20 protein-coding genes are annotated in these 25,529 nt (G+C 45.6%); 5 read left to right on the forward strand and 15 right to left on the reverse strand.

What is annotated here, in order from left to right; genetic code table 11:
• Positions 1 to 6: 6 nt before the first annotated feature.
• The 15 genes from MHM87_RS12800 to MHM87_RS12870 form a co-directional block, all read right to left on the reverse strand.
• Positions 7 to 594 (reverse strand): prepilin-type N-terminal cleavage/methylation domain-containing protein, encoded by a 588-nt coding sequence (locus MHM87_RS12800; RefSeq protein WP_239259396.1) that lies wholly within the window; start codon positions 592 to 594, stop codon positions 7 to 9.
• Between the two features lie 44 nt (positions 595 to 638).
• Entirely contained in the window at positions 639 to 1,133 is a 495-nt protein-coding gene (locus MHM87_RS12805; protein ID WP_039225871.1) for a hypothetical protein, read from the reverse strand.
• A 27-nt stretch (positions 1,134 to 1,160) separates the two neighbouring features.
• Positions 1,161 to 2,396 (reverse strand): type II secretion system F family protein, encoded by a 1,236-nt coding sequence (locus MHM87_RS12810; RefSeq protein WP_239259398.1) that lies wholly within the window; start codon positions 2,394 to 2,396, stop codon positions 1,161 to 1,163.
• Complete coding sequence (locus tag MHM87_RS12815; RefSeq protein WP_101563275.1) at positions 2,396 to 4,108, reverse strand: GspE/PulE family protein; 1,713 nt, start codon at positions 4,106 to 4,108, stop codon at positions 2,396 to 2,398. Before MHM87_RS12815 ends, MHM87_RS12810 begins: the two co-directional genes overlap by 1 nt.
• On the reverse strand, positions 4,108 to 5,334 hold the full coding sequence (locus MHM87_RS12820) for a tetratricopeptide repeat protein (RefSeq protein ID WP_239259400.1): 1,227 nt from the start codon (positions 5,332 to 5,334) through the stop codon (positions 4,108 to 4,110). Before MHM87_RS12820 ends, MHM87_RS12815 begins: the two co-directional genes overlap by 1 nt.
• Positions 5,331 to 6,233, reverse strand: a complete 903-nt coding sequence (locus MHM87_RS12825) for an AAA family ATPase (protein WP_239259402.1) — start codon at positions 6,231 to 6,233, stop codon at positions 5,331 to 5,333. The genes MHM87_RS12820 and MHM87_RS12825 overlap by 4 nt, the downstream gene beginning before the upstream one ends.
• A 2-nt stretch (positions 6,234 to 6,235) precedes the next feature.
• Positions 6,236 to 8,047: a pilus (MSHA type) biogenesis protein MshL gene (mshL, locus tag MHM87_RS12830; protein ID WP_131137490.1), complete on the reverse strand. Its 1,812-nt coding sequence runs from the start codon at positions 8,045 to 8,047 to the stop codon at positions 6,236 to 6,238.
• Positions 8,031 to 8,351 (reverse strand): agglutinin biogenesis protein MshK, encoded by a 321-nt coding sequence (locus MHM87_RS12835; RefSeq protein WP_239259404.1) that lies wholly within the window; start codon positions 8,349 to 8,351, stop codon positions 8,031 to 8,033. Before MHM87_RS12835 ends, mshL begins: the two co-directional genes overlap by 17 nt.
• Before the next feature lie 9 nt (positions 8,352 to 8,360).
• Entirely contained in the window at positions 8,361 to 9,008 is a 648-nt protein-coding gene (locus tag MHM87_RS12840; protein WP_239259406.1) for an agglutinin biogenesis protein MshJ, read from the reverse strand.
• Positions 8,983 to 9,609 carry a PilN domain-containing protein gene (locus tag MHM87_RS12845; protein ID WP_239259408.1) on the reverse strand — a complete coding sequence of 209 codons (627 nt, stop codon included), beginning with the start codon at positions 9,607 to 9,609 and terminating at the stop codon, positions 8,983 to 8,985. The genes MHM87_RS12840 and MHM87_RS12845 overlap by 26 nt, the downstream gene beginning before the upstream one ends.
• A complete protein-coding gene (locus MHM87_RS12850; RefSeq protein WP_239259410.1) occupies positions 9,606 to 10,520 on the reverse strand; it encodes an agglutinin biogenesis protein MshI in 915 nt (304 codons plus the stop codon). The genes MHM87_RS12845 and MHM87_RS12850 overlap by 4 nt, the downstream gene beginning before the upstream one ends.
• Before the next feature lie 166 nt (positions 10,521 to 10,686).
• Entirely contained in the window at positions 10,687 to 11,190 is a 504-nt protein-coding gene (locus MHM87_RS12855; RefSeq protein ID WP_239259413.1) for a hypothetical protein, read from the reverse strand.
• A 135-nt stretch (positions 11,191 to 11,325) separates the two neighbouring features.
• The gene (locus MHM87_RS12860; RefSeq protein WP_239259449.1) at positions 11,326 to 11,904 is read right to left on the reverse strand and encodes a phosphoglycerate mutase family protein; all 579 of its coding nucleotides are present in this window, start codon (positions 11,902 to 11,904) and stop codon (positions 11,326 to 11,328) included.
• Between the two features lie 114 nt (positions 11,905 to 12,018).
• Positions 12,019 to 13,566, reverse strand: coding sequence for a glycerol-3-phosphate dehydrogenase (glpD, locus tag MHM87_RS12865; RefSeq protein ID WP_156077746.1), 1,548 nt, complete (start codon positions 13,564 to 13,566; stop codon positions 12,019 to 12,021).
• A 304-nt stretch (positions 13,567 to 13,870) separates the two neighbouring features.
• Positions 13,871 to 14,629 carry a DeoR/GlpR family transcriptional regulator gene (locus tag MHM87_RS12870; RefSeq protein WP_239259416.1) on the reverse strand — a complete coding sequence of 253 codons (759 nt, stop codon included), beginning with the start codon at positions 14,627 to 14,629 and terminating at the stop codon, positions 13,871 to 13,873.
• 160 nt (positions 14,630 to 14,789) lie between these two features.
• Between MHM87_RS12870 and glpK the strand changes: the two genes are divergently transcribed.
• The 5 genes from glpK (at position 14,790) to MHM87_RS12895 (ending at position 25,462) form a co-directional block, all read left to right on the forward strand.
• Positions 14,790 to 16,274: a glycerol kinase GlpK gene (glpK, locus tag MHM87_RS12875; protein WP_014947887.1), complete on the forward strand. Its 1,485-nt coding sequence runs from the start codon at positions 14,790 to 14,792 to the stop codon at positions 16,272 to 16,274.
• Between the two features lie 449 nt (positions 16,275 to 16,723).
• A complete protein-coding gene (locus MHM87_RS12880; protein WP_239259419.1) occupies positions 16,724 to 19,381 on the forward strand; it encodes a TonB-dependent receptor in 2,658 nt (885 codons plus the stop codon).
• Between the two features lie 99 nt (positions 19,382 to 19,480).
• Positions 19,481 to 21,841 (forward strand): sugar-binding domain-containing protein, encoded by a 2,361-nt coding sequence (locus MHM87_RS12885; protein ID WP_239259421.1) that lies wholly within the window; start codon positions 19,481 to 19,483, stop codon positions 21,839 to 21,841.
• Positions 21,842 to 21,851: 10 nt separating this feature from the next.
• A complete protein-coding gene (gene galE / locus MHM87_RS12890; RefSeq protein ID WP_239259423.1) occupies positions 21,852 to 22,868 on the forward strand; it encodes a UDP-glucose 4-epimerase GalE in 1,017 nt (338 codons plus the stop codon).
• Positions 22,869 to 22,885: 17 nt separating this feature from the next.
• Positions 22,886 to 25,462 (forward strand): CIA30 family protein, encoded by a 2,577-nt coding sequence (locus MHM87_RS12895; protein WP_239259425.1) that lies wholly within the window; start codon positions 22,886 to 22,888, stop codon positions 25,460 to 25,462.
• Positions 25,463 to 25,529: the final 67 nt, after the last annotated feature.

The following is a 25,529-nucleotide window of genomic DNA, read 5'->3' on the forward strand; positions in this document are numbered from 1 at the left end:
TATTAATTAAAAAACAGTAACCTGGCCAGTGGCTGGGTTGTAAGTGAAACCGTCGTACGTTGTACCGTCTGGCGTTCCGTCTGCCGGTGCTGAGCTATTAGGTAAACCCATAGATTCAACTAAGTAGTAAACACAAAGTGTATTTGCACCTGAGTCGTCCTCACGAACGGCATATCTGAAATCAGCAACAACGGTGTCGTTCGTCGACGTTGTGTTTGTTGGTGCTGACTGAAGAATTAGGTCAAAGACGTTTTTGCATTCAGTGTCGTTAACGGTAGAAACAAGTGTGTTGCCTGTAGAGCTTCCCGTTGGGTAACCAATGGTGCCGTCTACCCCTACTTGCGTTTGATCGTAAGTGATTACAGTGCCGTTCCCATTTCCATTGTTTCCGCTCGGGCGGCCTTCAACTTCCCACTGCGCTCTTACAAGACCTACCGCTGCGGCAAAACCGCCAGCAACGCCTTCAACACTTGCTTCACGAGCTTCATCAGTAACATCAATAAAGCGTGGTAATGCTGTGGCCGCAAGCAACCCTAGAATGATTACAACAATTATCAGCTCGATTAGCGTAAAGCCTTGTTGCTTGGTGTTCATAACATCTCCTTGATGACGATAAGGCGAATCGTGCCGCCGTTTAATCAACTGTTTCTTTGCCTGACAACGCCGCTACCAGCGTTATATTCAAACCAAATCTCTTTTTCCCAAAAGAATGCACATTGTAAGTAACCGTTTGCATACTGGTCGCTTACAGTCACTGTTGACAGCGCTTCACCTTCTCTTAAGGTTGCAAGTGTCAGCATGTATTCGCACGCATTCCCCTGTTCTTTTTCAAGTCCTTCGGGCCAGCCTTTTTCATTAATGTATAGCTCTGCCGCTACATCTTTGTGCTGTTTAACTTTGCCACCAGCGTCAAACTCAGTTTCGTAAATAAGCACAGTATCTTGCTTAGTCTTTATCCATTGTGCCCTGGCTAACATCACCACTCGCTGAAACTGTGCAACCGCGTTCTCTTTGTTAACCTTTTCCGCTTCATCAATAATTGGTGTCGCGTAAAACACGTATGTTGTTCCAATAACAGCAAGCAATACGCCTATAACAACAAAATTAAGTAACCCCGTTTTGGTGCTTGCCACGCTTTTCCCCAGTTATAAAGCGCTTTATCAGCCGCCTTTCACCGCCGACATCATGTTCCACATTGGCGTAAATATGCCAAGCGCCAGGATCAATACCATTACCGCAACAAAACCAATCAAAATAGGTTCGATTTTGGCCGTTAAACTTTTCAAGTCGAAGTCGACTTCACGTTCGTAATAGTCAGCACTTTCTTCTAACAATGGTTCTAGTCGTCCCGTCTCCTCACCTACTGCAATCATCTGTAGTACAAGTGTAGAAAACAGTTCGCTATTTTTCGAAACTCTAAGCAAACTTTCGCCTTTTTCGATCCCTTGACGCATTTCTTTAATGCGCTTTTGCATGTGCGCGTTGTCAACGGCGTCGGCAGTAAGTGAAAGCCCTGCGGTTAACGGCACGCCTGCACGTAAGATCATTGAAAAACTTCGGCTATATCTTGAAAGTAATGATCGCTCAATAATGCTGCCCACGACAGGCAACTTTAGTTTAAATTTGTCCCATTTGAGTCGTCCATTAGTCGAATTAACGTATTGTTTAACAGCGAAAATCCCTCCCACAATCACAATAATTAGCAGCCACCAATAGTTCACAAAGAAATTGGAAGTACCAATTAACACGCGGGTCATAATTGGAAGTTCAGTGTCAAAGCGCTCAAACATTTGGGTGAACACTGGCACAACAAATAGATTCAAAATAAACATGGCAATTGCTAGCGCAATTAACACAAAAGTGGGATAGCGCAGCGCCGATTTGATGCGCTTGCGGGTTTCTTGCTCGCGTTCGAAATAGAGGGCAAGCTGTAGGAATACGTCGTCTAATTTACCGGTATTTTCACCTACCACCACCACGGATATGGTAAGTCTCGTAAACACCTTTTCATATTTAGCCATGGAAGAAGACAGACTTCGTCCCTGCTCTAACTGGTCTGCAATATCTTTCAAAATCTCTTGAAAGCGTTTGTGCGATGCATTTTCGCTTAGGCCTTTAATGGCACGAATAATGGGAATACCGGCCTTTAGCAATGAGTACATTTGGCGAGAGAAAATGATCATTTCATCCAGTCCCACCTTTTGTTGAAACAAACGCGTGATATCGAAGCCGTCTCCTTCATTTTCTGCACTGCGTCTTTTTGATTCAACAATGGTAAGAGGCACAATGTTTTGTGACAGCAAGGCTTGTGCTGCGGCTTGCGCTGACGCGGCTTCAATAACCCCTTTTTGAGGCCCGCCTTGCGTTGACTTACCTGCGTACTTGAACTGTGGCATTAGTGATTCACCACTTCAGGAACAAATTCAGCGACTTTGAACACTTCATCTAAAGAAGTTTTGCCCTGAGCTGCGTAGTCCAGCGCCATGTGAGATAAAGGAACAAAGTCTTTATTCGCCTTAGTCGCATCTACGAAGCCCTGCGTATCGTCTTCACGCAAGGCCTCCATCATGTCCTCGTTCATTTCCAGAAATTCAAAAACGCCTATCCGGCCTTTGTATCCTGTGTGATTGCAGCTGTTGCACCCGCGCCCTTTGTAGAAGGTGGCAGCGGCTAATTCAGGTTTCAAGAAGCCAACCCACGCTTGTTCTTGGGCGGTTGCAGGCTTTTCTTCTTTACAGTTTTCACACACCCTACGAACCAGACGCTGTGCAAGCACTCCTCGTAATGAAGTAGCAACCAAATACGGCGCCGCGCCCATATCGATAAGGCGAATAGCGCTGGTTACTGAGTCGTTGGTGTGAAGCGTACTTAATACCAAGTGGCCGGTTAATGCACCTCGAAGACCAATCTCTACGGTTTCTTGGTCACGCATTTCCCCCACCATGATAATGTCAGGGTCTTGACGTAACGTAGTGCGAAGAATGGCGGCAAAGTCCAGCCCAATTTTGGCATTAACCTGAACTTGGTTGATTCGCGGTAGACGGTATTCAATGGGGTCTTCAGCCGTTATGATTTTAAGGTCAGGCTTATTGAGTTCGCTAAGTGCCCCATACAGAGTCGTAGTTTTACCGGAACCCGTAGGCCCCGTTACCAGGATCATACCGTGGGGACGATTAATGGCAGCTCTAAATTTCTCTGCCATAGCATCGGGCATACCGGTTTGGTCTAGCGTTAGAAGGCCAGCAGACTGGTCTAATAAACGCATAACTACCGCTTCTCCGTTGGCCACTGGCATGGTCGACACACGCACATCTAAGGTGTGTCCTTTTACTTTAATATTAAATCGCCCGTCTTGTGGAATACGCTTTTCAGATATATCCAAGCCAGACATGAGTTTGAGTCGTAGTACCAGCGCCGACGCTATTTTCACTTGGTTGAGCGTGTTTTCTTGCAAAACGCCGTCGACACGTTGACGAATGCGCAGGATTTTTTCATCGGGCTCGATGTGAATATCTGATGCCCTAACTTGAACGGCATCCTCAAATATGGAGTGAAGTAGCTTAACGACCGTGGCATCCGAGGTGGTGTCATCAAGGGCTGACAACTCAAAATCAGCCTCGTCTGCATACTCTTCACCTAGTTTTTCAGCAAACGACGCAATGTCCTGGGTACGGCGGTAAACAGAATCAAATGCCTCTAGCATTTGGTTCTCTTGTACGATAGCCAGCTCAATGGTTCGAGGAGCGACTAACGGGCCCAGCTGATCTAAGCCTCCCAAGTCCGTTGGGTCGCTCATGCCCAGCAGCACTTCATCGTCGTCCGCCTCTAACACCAAGGCACGGTAGCGACGCGCGTAAGTCTCTGGGATAAGCTGAGCTTGCTCTGGGTCTATACGGCGCTGTGTTATATCCAAGAAAGGAATATTTAGCTGCTGTGCCAAGAAGCGAAGAAGCTGGGGTTCGCCGATAAAGCCCAAATCGATAAGTGTATCCCCTAGTTTGCGGCCTGACGTTCGCTGCGCCGCAAGCGCATTGTCAAGCTGCTCACTGGAGATAATGTTTTCGTGAACGAGTAAGTCGCCAAGGCGCATCTTTAATCGAGGTCGCATTAAGGCTGCTCCTGTAAATCAGTTAGACGCGAGTTTGCATATTGTGCAGATGCAGAGGAAAGCCCGCCAATGGCGAGTGCCCTGGAATAAGATGATATCGCCAGGCGCTCATCTGCCAATGCGTCATAATTCATCCCTAGTGCCAACCACCATTTCGCATTATTAGGCTGTAGCGATGTCATAGCGCTGAATGCTGATATCGCTTGCTCTGACTTATTGATGGTTTGAGCAGAGGTGCCCTTTAAAATTAGATAGTCGGCACGGCCTTCGGCTAACGCTTTAGCATCCAAGCTATCAGGCATCAAATTCAATACTTCTTCGAAGCGACTTTCCTGCACCAGAATTTTGGCCATTAGCTCTCGCCAAATTAATTCGCTAGGCGAGATCACAATGCCCTCTGAAAGTACCTGCAGTGCCTGTAAATTATTGTTTTGTCCAAAATAAAGTGCAGCCAGCTGCTTGCGCGCCTCGTCATTTTGCGGAAAGGTTGCCAGTGCTAGCGTGAAGCTTTTTTGAGCTTCATCAAAAATGCCAAAGTTATACGCTTTAAGTCCTGCTTCTAAATGCACAGCACTTTGTTGTTCAGGTGACTTAGGTGCTACCTCAACTACAGGCTCTCTGGTTATGATATTTGTGGGTTTAGGCTCTGCTGTTTTCGAGCTTGCGGGTTGTGCCTTGCTTGCCGCAGACAGTTCTGATTGAGGGCTACTGGCGTTTGCGCTGTTATTGACGCTTAACGCCTTCACATCATCAGCTGTGCTGGTTGCTGATGCCGTAGTTGTAACCCTTTTTCTGTATTGAGCTTCATCATCTTCTAATGACTCATCAACGGTATTAAAAACCAGCTCAGCCACATCTGACGCACTGTTTTGTAGCGCCATATCACTTTCAGATAACGGGGTTGATTGCATTCCTTGTGACGGCGCATTTATATCTGATGTGCTATCGGCAACGCGCTCTGATATTGTACTTTCAGCAGGCGGGTTGTTAACACGTGCGGCACTTGAAACGGCCGTTGTGCTTAATCCATCTTCATTTTTTTCGCGATGGGAAGTACCAGATAAAAGTGTAATTACTAACCATACTACAAACACCAAAACGGCGATGATCATGAGCGCTTTTGGCCAAACTGGACGTTGACTGACTTCAACGGTTGGCGGCAAACCAAAGTCTTCACTTTTATTGCGTTCATCCAGTGACTTTAAGGTGTCATTCAAAATACTCATATGCCACCTGCGCCGTATACATGTAGTACACTTGCTACTGCCACCACAGCAAGCGACAAAATAACAAGACTCTGCCTTGGGACAAGTCGGCGTTTACAGTCATGTGTATCGAAAACGGCGCTTAGGGTATGTGACCAGGTCGCCGACGCCTTGCCCTGACCATATGCGCGCAAAAGAATCTTATGACAAACTATGTTAACCAAGCGAGGCGTGCCCTTAGTAACCAACGCTATAAATGCGCGCAGCCCTCTAGATATCAACTGCTCGTTACCACCTGCTGTCGTCAACCGGTGACCAATGTAGTAATCGACTTCGGCTGACGTCATTGTGCGTAAAGTGTAGGAAAAACTTATTCGCTGGCGGATTTGTCTTACTTTAGAGTTTGCCAGATTGTCATCAAGTTCAGGCTGTCCAAACAAGACAATTTGAAGCAGCTTACTTTTTTCCGTTTCCAAATTGCTAAAAAGACGCAGCATCTCAAGAGCATCCCAACTCAGCGACTGCGCTTCGTCAATGATTAGTACCGCTTGTCGTCCCTCTTTTTTAAGGGCTAATAGCTTTGTCTCTATTGCATTATGCAAGCCTTGATTATCACTATTTCCTTCCGTAACAATGCCTAACTCTCTCGCAAATGCTTGGCGTAATTCATCAGGCGAAAGGTATGGATTGGGTAAATAGCAGGCTACAAATTTATCAGACAGATGATTAATTAATTTACGGCATAACAATGTCTTACCTGTACCGACTTCACCGGTTATTTTTATAAAGCCTTCAGACATACTTAATGCTGATAAAATGACTTTTAACGCTTCATTGTGTGGCGCAAGCGCACAAAAGAAATCCGTATTCGGGGTAAGCGAAAACGGCATATCTGTGAAGTGAAAAAAGCCCTGATACATAATTAGTTTCTATACCACTGATCAAGTAATGACTGAGTGCGAAGACGTTGTTTTTCCCACGTGTCCGGTTGCACAACTGATGGGCGTATCAAGATCACCAGCTCGCGCTTACTCTGCGTTTTGGCTTTGTTTTTAAACGCGTTACCAATGAATGGAATGTCGCCCAACAAAGGCGTTTTTGATTCTTGCTCACTGGTAACGGTTTCCATCAAACCGCCAATCACGACAATTTCTCCATCGCGGGCACGAATTACCGTATCTGACTCTCGGATATTACTTTGTGCCAGTGGCAGCAAGATTTGCTGATCGCCCACCTGAATGACTTTAGTCTGCTCTGCCGTTTCCGTTACTGATGGGTGAACGTGCAATATAACCGAGCCGCTTCTGTCAATTTGAGGGGTAACATCTAAGGCAATACCTGAAAAAAACGGGGTAAGTTCGATGTCATTTTCGTTTTCGGTTTGTGTCGCGCTTTGATCTTCACTGGTCGACACATCGGTGACAAAGTATTCGTCTTGCCCTACTTTTATAACGGCTTTCTGATTGTTAGTTACCGTTACGCGAGGGTTACTAAGCATTTGGACGTCGCCTTGGGTTTGCAGCAAATTGATAACGCCATCAAAATCGCCACGAGCAATCCGCAAAGACGATACACCGCCAATCGCGCTCGAAATAATATTACCGATACCGTTAACCGCATTAATGGGGGAGTCAATCACATTGTTAAAAATCACCTGCCCATTTGTATCTAATACGGGCTGGCCATTTGTATCTAATACGGGTTGTAGTGCACTTGCCGAATAATTACCGGCCACAGCGCCTCCGCTAAGTCCGAAATTGAGGCCGCCCGTCAAGCCGCTTGCAATACGATCCCAGCGCACGCCTTGCTGATAGCCGTCGTTTAGCGTGACTTCAATAATGCGCGCCTCTAATACCACCTGTCGCTGTAAGCTCTCTTGGCTTTGATTTAAAAAGTCTTTCACCACTGCGATTTCGCTGGGCAATGCTCGAACGGTCACTAAGCCTGCTTGGGGTGAAACCACAACTTGGCGACCTTCTGTTGGAGAGACCAGTACTTTTAGTGCCTCTTTTAAATCGCTCCAAAAGTCGTTTTCACTGGTAGTCTGAATGTTTGAGCCATTGAGCTGTTGGATGTTATTGCCGCCAAGTCCGCCTTGGCCTCCAAAACCACCCTGACCACCTAGCGCGTTCCCGCTAATATTATTATTGCCGTTAATTCCACCGTTGTTGCCACCATTGTTTTGGTCTTGCTCACTTACCCCACCGGCAATAACGCTTACGTTAGATACACCGAAGCGCTTGATCATAAGAAAGTTAACCGGGATAGATTCCGTCTTTAGTTGAGAAGGCATAACCTGAATTACCTTTCCTTCCAAAAACACGTCTAACGGATACATTCTCGAAATAATGGTTAACACATCTTCTAACGCCACTTCTTTGAGCGTTAAACTAATTTGCCCTGACACAGCAGGATGAACGGCGACACTGTAGGGTGTGTCTTCAACTAACGCGTCGAAAAACGGACGCACGTCTACATTGTTAGCAGAAACTGCAAACATTTTCTGTGATGTTGGCGCAGGTAACGCTTGATAACGGGCAACCTCTGCCAGCAGTTCTTGATTAAGCTGCGGGGGCGGTGTTGGTTTACTTGATGTCGTATTCTGAGAACGTGCTAGTTCATCGCGAATATGAGGTTTTACTTCCTCGCCAACACCATAAGATTGGCAACCTGCCACAACTAACGCGGCAGACAAAACCAATGTGTTAACAATGAGGCTATTTTTTAATTTCATATGCATACATTCTTAGTATTTTCTGCTGACGTCCGTCAGTGATAACCACGTTCTTGGGGTTAATTTTTGATACGGTGTATTCGTTAAGTGTGTCGCCCACGCGGTAAGATTTACCCGATATGATGGCGCTATAACCTGTACTGCGTTTAAAGATAGATTGAAGTGCTAGCTCTCCTGCTACAGCATCATCATTGCTAGACACTGATGCACTGGCGATTGCAGGCCTAGTCGGGTCGACAGACGCAACTGCAGGTAAGCATGTTGCTATCGCTAAAGCTGTGACCACAATTCTTAACCGTTTCACACTCTCTCCTTACAGCGAGATAAAGGTTTCATTATTGCTTACCGTTGCTAACCCCAGTGCTAACGTGGCGCTTGGGTAAGCTTCAACGTTGTAAGCAAAATCTGTTACTACGACTTTTTCGGGCGCGGCTTGAAGGCGCGCTAAGTAGCTACGCAGGTCAAAGTAACTTCCCTCAATAATTAAGCGCATGTTATGACGGTAAAACGGTGTGCTTTGAGACTCACCGTCACCAAAGCGTACTGTTTCGGTAGGCTCGACCTTAAAATTCACTAAGCGTACGTTGTCTTCTTCGTTTAGAAGCGTCATAAGCAGCTCGGGCATTCGATCGGCTGCGACAAACCCTTCATTGAGTGAAAGTAGTGCCTCATCAATTGATAGTAGGTCTTTTCTGGCCTTATCGAGTTCTAGCTGCGTGCGCTTTGTATAATCGATGGTTAGCGCTTCTTGAATAGCATCTCTTTGAATGACCAATACTTTGTGCTCGCTCTCCTTTCTGATGACTGCTTTATCGGTTGCAGACAAGTCATCAAGTGCAGGCGAAACACCGAACCAGAAGAATAGATAGATAATGAGACCAAAACTCACCCATGTAATTAGCTGTTTTTCTCTGCTTTCAAGAGCGGAGAATTTCTCAGAGAGCTGCTGGTACTGATTCATCAGCGTCTCCTTCAAAATCTGTGGATATCAAGAATTGTTTCACGTTTTCTTTGCCGTCTACTTCATCAAACTGCACTGAAGAAAATGACTTACCTTGGAAAAACGGAGACTGCTGCAACTTTTTAAGCCACACAGGTATAGATGAAGGCGCCAAGGTTTGGCCTGACAGGCGAATGGTTTGTGTATCGATATCAATACTCGTCAGCCATAGGTTCTGATTGTGGAAATTAGCCAAGTCGTCCATCACCTCGCCGTACTTTGTTGCGTCAAATGACAACTCTCCGCTATCGAGATACGCCAACAGACGTTTTCGGTTTTCGATTTTGGCGTTCACCTTTTCAAGCTGTTGCTGAAGCGACTGGGTGTCTCGTTTCTTCTCGAGTGCAGCGCTTAAGGTTTTAATTTCTCTATTCAATTGGCTAATCGCGTTTGTTTTTTCATTTAACTTTTTCTGCTTCGCCCCCAACGTAATATTGAGCGCGATTACCACTACCAACATGACACCTATTGCCGCGCCATTCAGCCAAAGTACCTTCGAGAATGGTAACCGCTCTTTCTTTGGTTTTAGGGAGTCCTGATAGAGGTTTATCGTTCTTTTCATGCCACCTCTCTCGCTGCAACAAGTGCACTTGCTAACGCAAAGTGGCAGGTAGGTTCAACTACATCGGCTAAATTAAGCTGTGGAGTAAAGACATTCATGGCAGCGGGCTGGAACGGCTTCAGCCGTTCGATCACTGGCACGCAATCAAATTGAGTTTTAAACAGAATTTCTTTTAAAGGCGGCTGCTTAAGTTGCGACTCATAGAAATCCATTGAGCGTTGAATTTCTAATCCCAATGTATCACTTAGCTGTGACAGGTCTGTTTGCTCATTAACTTTGCTTACAAATCCACGTAAGCGACGTGCCAACCAGATAGCCTGAGAGCGTACTATCATTAAAAACGGTTCACTGTTGGGCTCTTGGATGATGAGTAGTCGCGCATAGTCATCATTTGGCACCATTTCAGTTGCTAACACTTCTTTGGTGTGGATATGTGTAAGCTGCTTGTCTTTCTTTTTTGCCATGCTCGCTGCGACGGCAGCAAGTGAGGACTTTTCGGCAGCGAACACATCTATCTTTTGGCCGCCAGTTCGACTTTTAACCGGGTAATCGACATAGTCTAAAACCATGTTACTTGATTCATAGGGAACCAGCTCTCCGAGAGTCCACGGCAACGCCGTTGTAATGTCCTCTTCTGCCATTTCTGGCTTATCAACCTGTACCATGTGGTACATATCCTGTGAAAGCACTATAGAAACATTACATGTCGACTTAGCAAACGGGCTTAACGCCGCCGATAGCTGTTGCTTGAGAGGCTGATGCTGATCATAGGGAATTGAAGAAACAGAATTAAGTGAAACAGCGTCGCCACTGCGCTCTATGGCCACAATATGTAGCTCAGAAGCACAGACCGATACGCCTACAGTGACGCTAGTTTTGTTACTTTTCGAAGAAAATAAGCGTGAAAGCATATATCTACTTAATTCGTTAATGCCGAGTATTATCTTATAATCGACAATACCTTATGGCGCCAATGAGTAACATGGCATTAACTCAAAAGTAGACTAATTATCTAAATAGAACAAATACCTACATAAGTATAGGCTTATATTGTGCGTGTTCGTTTATGTGGCCAGTTTAATCGCTTAAATTTGTTACTGTTCCGTTTGCAGGAAAATAGTCGAAATACGCGCCGCTGCTCAAGCTGAAGCGACACCAATAGTTGTTTTCGTTCTCTTCAAGTTCAGCGTAATAGTCTGCATGGATCTTAAAGCCGTCCACGCGCAGTGGTGTCGCCACTAGCGACGTCCATATTTTTTCACACCCTTCACTAGAAAGCTCAGCGGTCGGCCATCCGTTGTGATTCATTCGCACCGGAGTACGGTTCGTTTCTTTGCCCGACTCATTGTAGTGAATCAGCATTATCATAGTAGTGGGTTGGCGTACTCGCCATTGCCAGTGAGACGAGACGACGTGACGCTTAAACGTATCTAGATTTAGTGCAAAGGCGATTGTTGTGGTGTCTTGCTCGTCGGTATGAAGAAAGTTGATAGTAACGCCAAGGGTAATTGCAAAAATAGCTGCAATAGCCGCTTTAAAAACATTAGACGTGGAAGGTTTCTTTTTGTTGGTTTTATTCATTGTCGATTCCCCATGCCTTTGTTCAAGTCGTTAGCGCTTGTTAGGCATTGTTCTATTTTATCGACATTTTGAAGAAAAAATGAAGTAGGTATAAATAAACCTTAAGAATTTTTGGTTAAAAACGAAGACTCAGCATTATGGCAACGGCTTGTGCAATATCGTAATTCCCCAAAAATCACCGTCTTTTTGCTTTAATTGCCAGCCATTTTTTATGAGTGATTTTCGGGTGTAATAGTTAGTCATACCATGCCCGAATAGCACTATCCGCTCGTGTTTCTCACACAGTTTTTCAATACGCTCGGAAACAAGATTAACCCTTTGCTTGGCAGCTTTGAAACTTTCAAATCGACCTTTAAATCCTATAAACCATAATGCACGGCTTAAGACGACCCAGTGCCAACTGCGCAAGGTGAACGGAAGTTTGTAGTAAGGAATATCCATTTCTTTAAGATGGGGCAACTCTTCATCAATTTGAGTCGCGCCGTAATAAGCCGCAGACAATTTAGCCCTTAGTAACGGGCTAACCACAATGTAGCTGTCGTCGATATGGGTCTTCTGCTTTGGGTGACTTGTTGGATCGAGTATCGATTTATCATAGTTACGCACCCACTGAGCATATTGAGCTGAGTTTACTTTGTCATTATGCGCCGAGAGAGGCTTACCGTGTCTAATAAGTACGACTTCCTTGACGGAAGTATTGTTTATCACGTCCATGTTCATTTTAAGTCGTCTACTTTATCCTGTTGGGCTAGCTAATCAATGGCGATTGAGCCATCTTATCGCTTTTCAAGCAAAGATGGCTCCTTCTAATGCGTACCTTTTCACGGGTTAGGCGCTTGCCAATACAGCATCCACAGACTCATCCGATTGAACTGCGCCAGAAACTTTCGTTGAGATATAAGAGGACAGCACTTCCTGTTGGGCTTTGTCCAAGCGTAATCCATGTTTTGTTCTGCGCCAAATCACGTCTTCTAGACAACAAGCCCACTCGCACTCTATAAGGTAATCAACTTCTGCCTGATACATACCAGCCCCGAAATGAGTCCCCATAGCATCGACTGACGCTTTACCTTTAAGAAACTTATAACATAGCAAACCATACTGTCTTGCGTAGCGTTCAGCGATAGCGTTGTCCAGCCAAGAAAACTCGGAAGTTAGTTGAGCAACTAACGATTCTTGACTCTCAAATGCACCACCTGGTAGCGGTACTTCTTTGGTCCACGCTTTTTTCGCTTTCGGGAAACATGAGACAAGTTTATCTACCGCGTGCTCTGAAAGCTTTCGATAGGTTGTAATCTTGCCGCCGAAGATATTAAGTAATACGGGCTTTCCAGCCTCACCCTTAAGCTCTACTTTATAGTCCCGAGTAAGTTCTTGTGCTGACGCGTTTTTCTCTTCTAAGAGTGGTCGCACGCCACTGTAAGTATGGACTATATCTTCGCGTGTTATCTTGGACTTGAAGTAGTTGTTTACGACGTCAATTAAGTAATCAGTCTCTTCGTTTGAAATTGCAGCGTCTGACGGGTTACCTTTAAAGTCTTCGTCTGTCGTGCCCACAAGTGAGAAATCACCTTCGTAAGGGATCACGAATACAATACGCCCGTCTTTATTTTGTAAAATGTACGCTTCGTCAGAGTTATATAGCTTGGGAACGACAAAGTGGCTTCCCTTTACCATGCGCATCGCATTGGGGTTGTGAATATTTACCAAGCGATCTAGAAACGATACTGCCCACGGTCCAGCCGCATTAACAATTGACTTGGCCTTAACTGTAAACGTTTTCCCTTGAGACGTTTTAAGCTCCACATTCCACAAATTATCTAACTTTTCAGCTTTAACGCATTCAGTACGCGTATATATCTTCGCCCCCTGATCTTGGGCAGCTAGTGCATTTAGTACCACTAAGCGTGCGTCATCTACCCAACCATCTGAGTATTCAAAACACGTTGAAATATCGCTAACCAGCGGGCTTTCACTGGTGGTCGTTAGCTTACGTGAGCGCGGCAACATATTGCGCTTAGCCAGCGAGTCATAGAGGAATAAACCAATTCGTATCATCCACGCAGGGCGTAAATGCTTTTGGTGAGGCAAACGAAAACGTAGCGGCCACATGATGTGAGGCGCTTTCTTCAACAACACTTCACGTTCTGCCAGCGCTTCCTTCACTAAGCGAAATTCATAATGTTCTAAATACCTAAGTCCACCATGAATTAATTTGCTGCTAGAAGAAGACGTTGCGCCTGCGAGGTCGCCTTTCTCGCACAAAGCAACCGAAAGCCCGCGTCCCGCAGCGTCAAGCGCGACGCCTACGCCGTTAACACCGCCGCCAACGACTAAAACGTCGACTGTCTGTTCAGTTTGATTGCTTTGACTCATACATTGCCTCTAGTGGTATTTATATGGATATCCTCATATGGTTGTCTATTTGACAAGCAAAAAGAAAACATGTCAACACAAAACGAACATTTACGAACATTAAAGAAAGTTAAAATTCGTAATTAAAAGGAATGAACAAATCCAATCGCTACAATATTTGACTGATTTACATTGAAAAATACGTGGTGTGTAAGAGCGCTTGCGGCAACAGTGCGTAATGTTTAAAGAAGGCTGCCACAAAGTAGAATGCGACCAAAACCGAGAACAGGTTTAAGAGTAGTGGAAAACTATGGTAAATAGATGGTCACGCTTTGACAAAGGTGATGTTATTTTCTTCGATTATCTTGCTTATGCTGGGCGGCGGCGTTTTATCACAAACCAAGCAATCAACCTGTGAAATGTGCCCCTGCTCCACCATTGCGCGGCGTTCAAACTTACTGTAGTCCGCAGCTAATATAACGTGTTGAGTATGTTCCAAAATGGCTTGGGACACTTTCACTTCTCTGAAATCAAAGTCAAGTAGTGCACCGTCCGAACTAATACCACTGATACCGATTATGCCGTAATCCATGCGGAACTGGCTTATAAAATCGCAGGTTGCCTCGCCAATGATTCCGCCATCGCGATAGCGAACTTCACCGGCAGCAATTATGACGGAGAAATCCTCTTTAGCCGAAAGAATGGTAGCAACGTGAATATTGTTGGTTACCACGTGAAGATTTTTGTGGTTGAGCAACTTAGTTGCAATCATTTCCGTCGTCGTACCGATATTAATGAACAACGATGCGCCGTCGGGGATCATCGCAGCCACTGCTTCAGCAATTTTCTCTTTGACTTCGCTGTTTTGGGTTTTCCTTTCCTGATATGGCGTGTTTTCCCAACTTCTGTTAAGGCCAGCACCACCATGATAGCGGCTCACCACACCATTTTCGGCAAGCTGGTTAAGGTCTCGGCGGATTGTTTGCGGCGTAACTTCGCAAGCACTGACCAAATCATCAATAGACATAAAACCATGTAGCTTTATAAGCCCAACAATTTTTCCGTGTCTTTGCGTTTGATTCATCACGAGTCCTCAGAATTAGAAAATTACATCAATTATACGTGCTTAACTTCAATGTTCCCATAACAAAACGAAACGCCAATGTTCGTTTTCGAAAATATAGCATTGTTAATCCTGTGTAAATGATGCAAACTCTATGAAAACTATCTTCAGGAGTGACCTTATGGGACAACATATCCTTGCCATTGACCAAGGTACAACAAGCTCTCGCAGCATCATTTTTTCTCCAAAGGGCAGTATAGACGCTATTGCACAGCAGGAATTCTCTCAAAAATATCCGAAAGATGGCTGGGTTGAGCATGATCCAGAGGAAATTTGGGAAAGCGTTGTCTCTACCCTCAAAGAAGTTTTCAATAAATGTTCATTAACACCATCAGATATCGCAGCCGTTGGTATCACTAACCAGCGCGAAACAACCTTAGTGTGGAATAAAAACACTGGTGAGCCTGTCTACCCGGCTATCGTTTGGCAAGACAGACGCACAGCCCAGCTTTGTCGAGATTTAAGTGAAGACGAAGAGCTCGTCTCACACATTACTGAATCGACAGGGCTTCTGTTAGACCCTTATTTCTCTGCCACAAAAGTAGCTTGGATATTAGACAATGTAGAAGGTGCAAGACAGCAAGCCGAGGACGGAGAGCTGCTGTTTGGAACCGTAGACACGTTCCTTATATGGCGCTTAACGGGTGGTGAGTCACACAAAACTGATGCCACCAATGCCTCGCGTACAATGCTGTTCGACATCAATAACCAATGCTGGGATGAGAAATTACTTAATAAATTCAATATCCCACGCTCAATGCTACCCGAGGTGATGGATTGTGCGGCTGACTTTGGTGTAACGAAAGAAGACATCATAGGCAGAGCTATTCCTATCCAAGGCGTAGCAGGCGACCAGCAAGCAGCATTAGTAGGCCAAGCGTGCTTTGAAAAAGGCATGGCCAAGAGCACCTACGGTACCGGCTGTTTTATGATATTGAACACTGGTGACGCCCCTTTGCAATCGAAAAACCGATTACTCACCACCGTTGGGTATCGTTTAAACGGCAAAACGACTTATGCGCTTGAAGGCAGTATTTTTATGGCCGGCGCAACCGTTCAATGGCTCAGAGATGGCCTGAAGCTTATCGACGATGCCGCCGAGTCGGAGGCACTTGCACAGCGAGCAAGACAAGATAACGGCGTGTTCCTTGTCCCGGCATTTACTGGTTTAGGCGCACCTTATTGGGATCCAGATGCTCGTGGCGCAATTTTAGGTTTAACCCGCGACACAGGCATTAGCGAAATCGTTGCTGCGGGACTTCAGTCTGTTTGCTACCAGACTAAGGACCTGCAAAAAGCAATGGAAAGCGATGGCGCTCGCCCCACAACTATTCGTGTAGACGGCGGTATGTCGCGTAATGATTGGGTTATGGGCTTTCTTTCAGACATATTGGGCGCTGAAGTAGAGCGCCCTGAAATTACGGAAACCACCGCTCTTGGTGCTGCCTTCTTAGCAGGATTACAGGCTGGTGTCTTCAATTCAATCGACGATTTAACCCATTGTTGGAAGAGTGATAGCGTTTTCACTCCAAGATTGACCAAGCAAGAACGTGATCAAGCCTATGATGGTTGGAAAGCCGCCGTCGACCGTATCCGCTGTAGTTAATTTGTAGCGGACATCGCGTTAGAGCGTCCCTGAAAACCAAATCGGGCTCTCCTATTTGGCACAAAGGAAAGCGATAACCCCTAATATTGGTTTTTTATTAGGCCATTATCGTTTTCCTTCCTCCTATACCGCACTGTTCTCTAAACGACCTGAGAGCTCTGTATTGAAGTGAAGCCTCTTCATTCAAAAAGTCATTACAGAGCGCTAAAAATCTAGCGTACAGCGTTCAAACTTACCTCAACAGCCTCCTTTGTTTACAGCCTACTATTTATTACCGTCTATAAAACATTCAATTTCTCTCAATATTTTTATGGTAAACGTTTACCCAACTATGTTATAAAGTTGTTACTGTTTATGGTAGCCATCCCTACAATCGCCTACCAGGACGCTAAAAACACACTCGACACGACTCAAGACACTATTAAAAAATTTACCTTGGGGGTAATAGAATGAAGACACAATTCAAGTTAGGTTTGACTGCACTTGCGGTAGCGCAATGCTTAAATATCAGCATTGCTTCAGCACAAGAAGCGGCCGATGTTGATAAACAAGCTGATATCGACGAAACCGAAGTTATCACTGTCCGTGGTTTCGGTAGCACATTAACCCGTTCACTACAGCACAAGAAGTTAGCTGATTCGACGGTAGAAATTATCTCCACAGATGACTTGGGACAACTCCCCGATGTGACAATCACTGATGCCCTCGCGCGTTTACCAGGTATTGCAGCAGACCGTGATCGCGGAAATGCGAGTCAGATTTCTATTCGAGGTATGGGGCCGCGTCTAAACCTTGCAACCATGAATGGCCGAGAAATAGTTAGCGGTGAACCAAGCCGTAGTGTTCGTTTTGAACAATTCCCTGCGGAACTTATTAGCTCAGTTGAAGTTTTTAAAAGCCCTTTAGCAAGTAATATTGAAGGGGGTATCTCAGGCTTGGTTAACATGCAATTCGTAGAACCGTTGACCAAAGATCAAAGGTCAGTAAATATCAGCGGGCACTTGATGGATTATCCTTTAGCAGACGATATCCCCACAGCCGACTCCCAAGGTTATCGCGCTAATTTCAGTTATATCGACCCTATTTCAGATACATTTGGTATTGCGTTTGGCGTTGCCGTTCAAGACCAACCCTCTCTACAAAAAGATATTACCTCGTGGGAATACAATAATGTTCAGGCTGAACAAGGTGATGTTAATGGTAATGGCATCTCTGAAGCGGCCCCTTGGGGAGCACAGACGGCTACGAAAGGAGGTGACAACCAACGAGTTGGTGCAATGACAGTACTTCAATGGCTACCAAATGAAAGTTTAGAACTAAAATATGACCTCTTCTATTCCAAATTTGATATTGAAGAACGAGAAGATCAAATCTGGTTCGACGGTTGGGGTAACTGGGGCGGCTTAAATAACTGGAACGTTTCAAATGCCAGCAACCCGCCGCAAATCATAACTAAACCCGATGGTTCAGAACAAATCGTTTCAGGTGGAATGTTGTGGGGCGGTAGCCACACTGCAAATAATTCTACTTGGTTCCAGAAAAACGAACTCGTCAGTACAGGCTTAAATGCTGAATGGCTTGGCGATGTATGGAAAGTTAACGCGGATATCGGCTACTCAGAAGCGTCAATTACCTCGCGCTGGGTAAATATTCAGTCGTGGTATTGGGATGCTGATGCGGATGCAAATGGCATGGACTATAGCTGGGACACTACCACTGACCGCTTATCAATTGGCACCGGTTATGACATAAGCGATGCTACAGATTACGGCCTTAACTACATGCAAGTGGACAACGACCGCCTGTTAGAAGATGAAATGATCACTGCCAAGCTTGATTTCGCTCGGCCAGTCGAGTGGGGAATTATTGATGCCATGAGCTTCGGCGGGCGTTGGACAGATAGAGAAAAAGACAATGATGTGGTTAGCTGGCAACAAAGTGTAGCCAATAGTAGTGCCAATGTAGACGCCTTTACTTACGAGCTTGGTGAAGGCTATGACGTCCCTGCGCTTTACAGCATACGAAATTGGTCAGAAGTAGCGCAGGAAGCGTTTGGCGGGATAGATAACCGCAACCAGCATACTCAGACTAATGCCGATATACTTAATAGCTGGAATGTTCAAGAAACTAATACAGCATTGTATGTTCAGTTTAATCTGTTAGGTGAAATTGGCGGTATCTCGTACACGGGTAATGTAGGTGTGCGATACATCAGTACCGAATCTACTTCATCCGGTTTTCAGCAAGCTGACGGGGGAGAGCTAACTGCGGTATCGATTGACCATGACTATAGTGAGGTGCTGCCTGCGCTAAACTTACGTTTTGACATTACGGAAGATTCGCAAATTCGCTTTGGACTTTCACGTGCTATATCTCGTCCGCCTCTCATTGAAATGCGTACAGGCTTACAACTTAACACATCTTCTACGGTTAACACTGCTTCTGGCGGTAACCCCCAGCTAAATCCATTCATCGCGGATCAAGTTGACCTGGGCTATGAATATTTCTTTGCTGAAGATGCTGCTCTTACCGTGTCACTCTTCTTTAAAGACCTAAAGAGTCATGTTGGTGCAGCTACAGATACACTTAATATAAATGGTGAAAGTTACCAATTTACCGGCCCTGTGAACGGTGATGGTGGTCAGATTCGCGGCGTTGAAGTGATGTATCAGCAAGCGTTTAACATGTTGCCAGAACCTTTTGATGGCTTGGGCATTTATACCAACTACAGCTATACAGATACTAACGTGACGGAGTTTGAGCCTGAAAACAACCCATTGACTATGGGTGGCTTATCTAAAAATGTAGGTAGTTTAACTCTTTGGTATTACAAAGCAGGTATTGATGCGAAGGTGTCATATAACTACCGCAGTGCATACACTAGCGTAGGTAGCTGGGATCCAGGTGCCGTTTTCACTATAGACGACGAAGCCACGGTTGATGCCAGCATTGCCTACGAAGTGACCGAAAACTTAAAAGTAATGTTACAAGGTCAGAACCTAACGAATGAAGCGTCTACGTCATACTTTGACAACGACCCTACCCGACCACGTCAATACGCTGAATGGGGACGCCGTTACTTGTTAGGCTTCCAATACGCGATGTAAGTGCGTTGTATCGGCACTGCTCTTTCATATAAGGGCAGTGCCTTTTTGCGTTTAAGCCAACTAGGCTTGTCTATTTTTAAATTCATCTAGGCTAGAGCAATGACTTCTATTTCCCGATTTAGCTTTTTACTCTGTTGTCTGTTGTGGTTAGGCGCGTGCCAGCCCTTCACGTCTTCTTCTAATCCACCGCATTCTTCATCGCCTTTTCTAAGTGAAGTAGTTCCTTTCAATCAAGACTGGCAATTTAAGAAGGCGGATGAGGCGATTACGCCTGAGCAAATAACTCAAGCATGGGAAACTATTGCTCTTCCACACACTCCCCAGTTAGAGCCTGAAGTGGTAAATGACCAGTGGCAAGGTATTGCCTGGTATCAAAAATCGTTTTCAGTGCCAGCAGAGTGGCTTGAGCAAGCGGTGTTTATTCGTTTTGAGGGAGCAATGAATGCTACAGAGGTTTGGCTTAATGATGAGAAAGTGGGTACTCACTTAGGTGGATATTTACCATTCACTTTCGATTTAAGCCCTTACCTGGTGTCAGGAAGGAATACCCTCCGCGTGCGCTTAGATAACCGTGACAATGACGTTACAGGCCCGAAGCCACTTACATTGCTCGATTTTAATACCTACGGTGGCTTATATCGCGATGTTAATCTTCTGGTAAAAAATCCCTTGATGATTACTGATGAGATGCATGCTAACGAAGTGGCCGGTGGCGGTGTTTTTGTCACCTTCCCTTTAGTCGAGAAAGTGAAATCTGAAGTAAACATTAAAACACATGTAGCTAACACCAGCGGTGAAGAAAAAACTTTTACTCTAACCCAAACTTTGTCATTTGATGGAAGTGACGTTCACAAGGTAAGCCAACAATACACTCTGCCGGCAGGTGAAAAGCGTCATTTTAATCAGTTAATTACAGTAACTGAACCTGCCTTATGGTCTCCTCAGCACCCCAATTTATACACACTGGACACTGTATTGTCGCATGACGATACAACTATAGAACATCAATCGCGAAACATCGGTATTCGCTCGTTTGTCTTCAATGATAAAAATGAGCTACTGATAAACGGTGAAAAAACCTTTCTTCGCGGTGTCAACCGCCACCAGGAATATCCGTTTGTTGGCTACGCAACCTCTGCTCAGGCTGATTACCGCGATGCCGTAAAAATCAAATCGGCGGGTTTCGACTACGTTCGACTGTCCCACTACCCTCACTCAACAGCATTTATGAAGGCGGCGGATGAATTGGGCTTAGTGTTACTGGATGCAATATTGGGTTGGCAATATTACAACCCTACTAAAGAGTTCGAAGCTCATACCTTAAAAGCGTGTGCTGATTTACTACGCCGAGACCGTAATCACGCTAGCGTCATTGCATGGGAGTGCTCGTTAAACGAATCAGATATGCCGGACGAATTTATCGCAGCACTATCTGATACAGTACATGCCGAATACCCTGGCGCCTATTCCGCAGGATGGGAACTCGGCTACGATATTTTTGTACAAGCCCGCCAACACCGACTGCAGCATTACGAAACACCCATAGACCCTTACATTGTATCTGAGTACGGGGACTGGGAATATTACGCGCAAAACGCGGGTTTAAATCAGGATAGCTGGCAAGATTTGCAGGAAGATGAACGCACTAGCCGTCAATTACTAAATAGTGGTGAAAAGCGCCTGCTGCAACAGGCAAAGAACCTTCAAGAAGCCCACAATGACAACTTTACCGTACCCGCCTTTGCAGACGGTTACTGGGTCATGTTTGATTATAACCGCGGCTACGCCGATGACATTGAAGCTTCGGGTATCGCCAGTATTTATCGCCAGCCTAAATTCAGCTATTACTTTTTCCAAAGTCAAAGGAATGCAGACGAACAGGCCCCGCAATTTGAAAGCGGTCCCATGGTGTATATCGCAAGTAATTGGGATGAAACGTCAAGCACTAATGTGCGCGTTTTCTCAAATGCCGAGCGCGTCGCACTTTACCTCAACGATCGCTTAATTGCGACGCAAAGCCCCGACACTGACGCTTTGAGTACGCACTTAGCGCATCCTCCCTTTACCTTCACAATAGACAACTTCGAGCCTGGTACATTGCGTGCTGAAGCGCTTATTAGTGAGAAAATTGTCGCCCGTCATAGCGTCACCACACCTGAGCAAGCTACTGCGTTAACACTACGACTCGACACCTCAGGTATTGCTCCTACTCCCTACGTGAAAGACAAAGTATTTGTATACGCACAAATGGTAGATGCTAAGGGCAATCCTGTTCGCACAAATAATATCGAGTTGAATGCTGAAGTTGAAGGCGATATTAGATTATTAAATCAGAGCCCCATTACGACATCACGGGGAGAAGGTGCTTTATTAATTGAAATCGGTGAAACACTTAAAAACGCCGAAATCACGGTTACTGCCAAAGGTCTAAAACCTGCAACATTGTCACTTGAAAAGTAAGGAAAGACCCATGCATATATTAGTCACTGGGGGTGCTGGCTATATCGGCTCACATACCTGTATCGCGTTAATTGAAGCAGGCCATTCTGTTGTGGTAATTGACGACTTCTCAAACAGCCACACCGAAGCACTAAGGCGGGTAGAAGATATTTGTGATACAGAGATCCCTCATTATGAGGGTGACGTGGGGGATGAAGAGCTGCTCAGACGTGTTTTCTCAGAGCACACCTTAGATGGCGTCATTCACTTCGCCGGCTCAAAAGCAGTGGGGGAATCTGTTGAAAAACCTATGCTTTATTACCGAAACAACGTTATTGCCAGCCAGACTTTAATAGAAACTATGCATCAGGCTGGCGTACAAACGTTAGTGTTTAGCTCTTCAGCGACAGTTTACGGCGACCCGCAAACTGTACCTATTGTGGAAGACTTTCCCGTGGGCGCGACCAACCCCTACGGCAGAAGTAAACTCATGGTAGAGCAAATCATACAAGATTTTGCGACTTCCACCGCTCAATTTAACGGTATTATTTTGCGCTACTTTAACCCAGTGGGCGCTCATCCTTGCGGACGGGTTGGAGAGGACCCAAGTGGTATCCCAAATAATTTAATGCCTTTTATTGCACAAGTGGCCGTGGGCAAGCGCTCCCATTTGGCTGTATTTGGCGATGACTACCCCACCAGTGATGGTACTGGAGTGCGCGACTATATACACGTATGTGACTTAGCGGAAGGGCATGTTCGCGCTTTGGAGCAATTGTATGGTAAACCGGGTAGTCATTGCTTTAATCTAGGTACAGGTAGTGGTGTTTCAGTGCTAGAGATGGTAGACGCCTACGCGAAAGCAAGTAACCGACCTATCCCTTATCAAATTGCCCCCCGTCGCCCTGGCGATGTGGCACAGTGTTACGCCAACTCAAGTCACGCCAAAGCGGTGTTGGGATGGCAAGCCACCCGCACCTTAGAAGACATGGTGAAAGACAGTTGGCGATGGCAGTCGTCTAACCCTAACGGCTATCGTGAAGCCTAACTGGTAGGAAAGTTAAGATGTTCTCAAAAATATTCGCAACCTCAATCGTTTTGGCTACTATGAGCTTAACTACAGCAGGCTCAAGTAGCGCAGTAAGTTTGACCAATACCACGTTACCCCCTACCCCCGTGACAGTAGAAAACGGTCGGTTGTTATGGGACAACGGCGACCCAGTCTACTTGTTTGGTGCCAACTACAGTGCACCGTTTGCCTATGGTTATCGCGCTATCGCTCGGCGTGGAATCGATCACAAAGTCGCTATCGATATAGACGTCGACCATATGGCTCGGCTCAAGCTAAATGCCTATCGCATTCACGTATGGGACAAAGCCATCAGCGATAAAGAAGGCAATCTCATCGACAATGAATATCTTGAGTTATTCGATTATCTGATGATGCGCCTTCAAGAGCATGGCATTCGCGCTATCATCACTCCCATTGCATGGTGGGGAACGGGCTATCCCGAACCAGATCCCGCTGAGCCTGGATTTGCAGTGGGCTACAGCAAAAACGATATGAATGAAAAGCCTGCGCTTATTGCCGCCCAGCAGCGCTATCTGACTCAGTTTATGGCGCACAAAAACCGTTACACTGGGCAACTCCTTGGTAGCGACCCTGAAATTATCGCCTTTGAGCTTTTTAATGAGCCCAAACATCGCTTAGCCCCACAAAAGAGTGCGGCGTATATCGAAACCTTAATTAAAACTGTTAAAGACGCAGGTGTTACCAAGCCTTTGTTCTATAACATTAGTGAACAAGGTGACCAGAGAGACTTTGCCAAAGCGGTATGTAACACGTCAATAGATGGTATCGCGTATCAGTGGTATCCCACTGGTTTATTAAAATACAGTGCGTTGAATACCAATGTACTGCCTGCGGTTTCAACGTATACCAACCCATTTAGCGATATCAGCGGGTGCAGTGATAAAGCGCGTATGATTTACGAATTTGACGCGGCGGATATTACTAATAGCGTGACCTATCCAGCGATGGCGCGCAGTTTTCGCGACGCAGGGTTTCAATGGGCCACTCAGTTCGCTTACGACCCTGCGGTAATTGCAGACACTAACTCAGACTACAATACGCACTACTTAAACTTATTGTATACGCCAGCGAAAGCAATAGGTCTGATGATTGCCGGTGAAGAGTTTCGTACTTTACCCCAAGACTATCAAGCTCCAGATTACCCCCAGAGTAACCAATTTCATCATACAACACTGGACTACCTCGCTGACTTGGCCGTGTTCGATGATACTAAACAGTTTTATTACACAAACAGCACCACTCGCAGCCCTAAAGATATCGATAGCCTCACTCACATTGCTGGGGTTGGCTCATCTGAGTTAGTTAATTACTCAGGCTCTGGCGCCTACTTTTTAGATAAACAGGGCGACAAACAATGGCGATTAGAGGTATTTCCCGATGTGATCAGTTTGCAAGATCCTCATCAGAACTCCAGTCTGAACCGTGAAGTGAGCCGCCTATCAGTCAAAGCTAATAGTATGACCCTTTCTCTACCTGGTCTAGGCCAGCGCTTTGTCGTCACTGGCATCAATGAAGGCAACGACTATCAAACTCAGGCTTCAGGGGGTAATTTCGCTGTCGCGCCTGGGGTATATTGGGTATCTGCGTCAGAGGCTAAGCCTTCAGGTGACATCGACACGGCCTATTACTTACCCCCAATCAAACCAAGTGAAACCATCGTGACTCACCAACCCCAACGTCAGCGCAATCTTGGCGAGGCATTGACCTTCACTGCCGCGGTACAAAGTGTGACACCCAACACCACTGTTACCTTAAATATACGTTATGAGGGTCATAGTGACTTTGTTACCTTACCAATGCAACAAGAAGATAAAGGGCTTTACCACGTCACACTAGAGAATGACGATATGTGGAAACTGTCTGGTAAATTGGAATACGCCTTTACCGTTACAGATGGTGATATCACAGTAACCTACCCTGATAACCAACCTGGCAAACCACAGGATTGGGATTTCCTAAATAGCGCTTACTTTCACACATTATTGCAACCTGCAGGCAGTCCTGTACTTCTCTTTGATCCAAGCGAAGCGAGAGGGACGTTTGTACCTCCGCAAAACACTGTAAGCTGGCCGGCCTCTTCGGCCATATTGGAAGGCGAAACAGTGACGCTCAAAGTCTTTGACGATAACCTACAGACTGGTGGTCCATTACTTCGTACGGATCTACCTAAGAATGCCACTTTGATAGATCGTTCCTTAGAGGAATATAATGCTATTGCACTACGCGTTCGTTCATTAGGCAAAAGCGACAGGTTGCAATTTGGCGTTATTGCTAACGATGGGCTGGCTTACGGCACTGATTTTACTGTAAGTGACGAATGGAAAACCTTGATTCTTCCTGTTTCGGCCCTAAAACCCACTGCGACCTTATTAACTCGAGCGTATCCTATATTTATGCCAGTTACTATGGGGCCATTTGAAGAGCAATCCCCTTTGGATATTCACCAGATCACAGGGCTTCAATTTATATTACCACCACTCAAACGCGCACCTAAAAACAGTTGGCGTGGTATTGAAGTGGGTGAAATTGCACTGGTGAAGATGGAATAAGCTAAGTTACCGTACGTATCTCCTCCATTTCCAACCTCTTGCTAAAGTGATGAGTTTGGAAATGGAG

The sequence above is a fragment of the Alteromonas sp. Cnat3-28 genome, from assembly GCF_022348265.1.
Classification (GTDB): Bacteria; Pseudomonadota; Gammaproteobacteria; order Enterobacterales; family Alteromonadaceae; genus Alteromonas; species Alteromonas macleodii.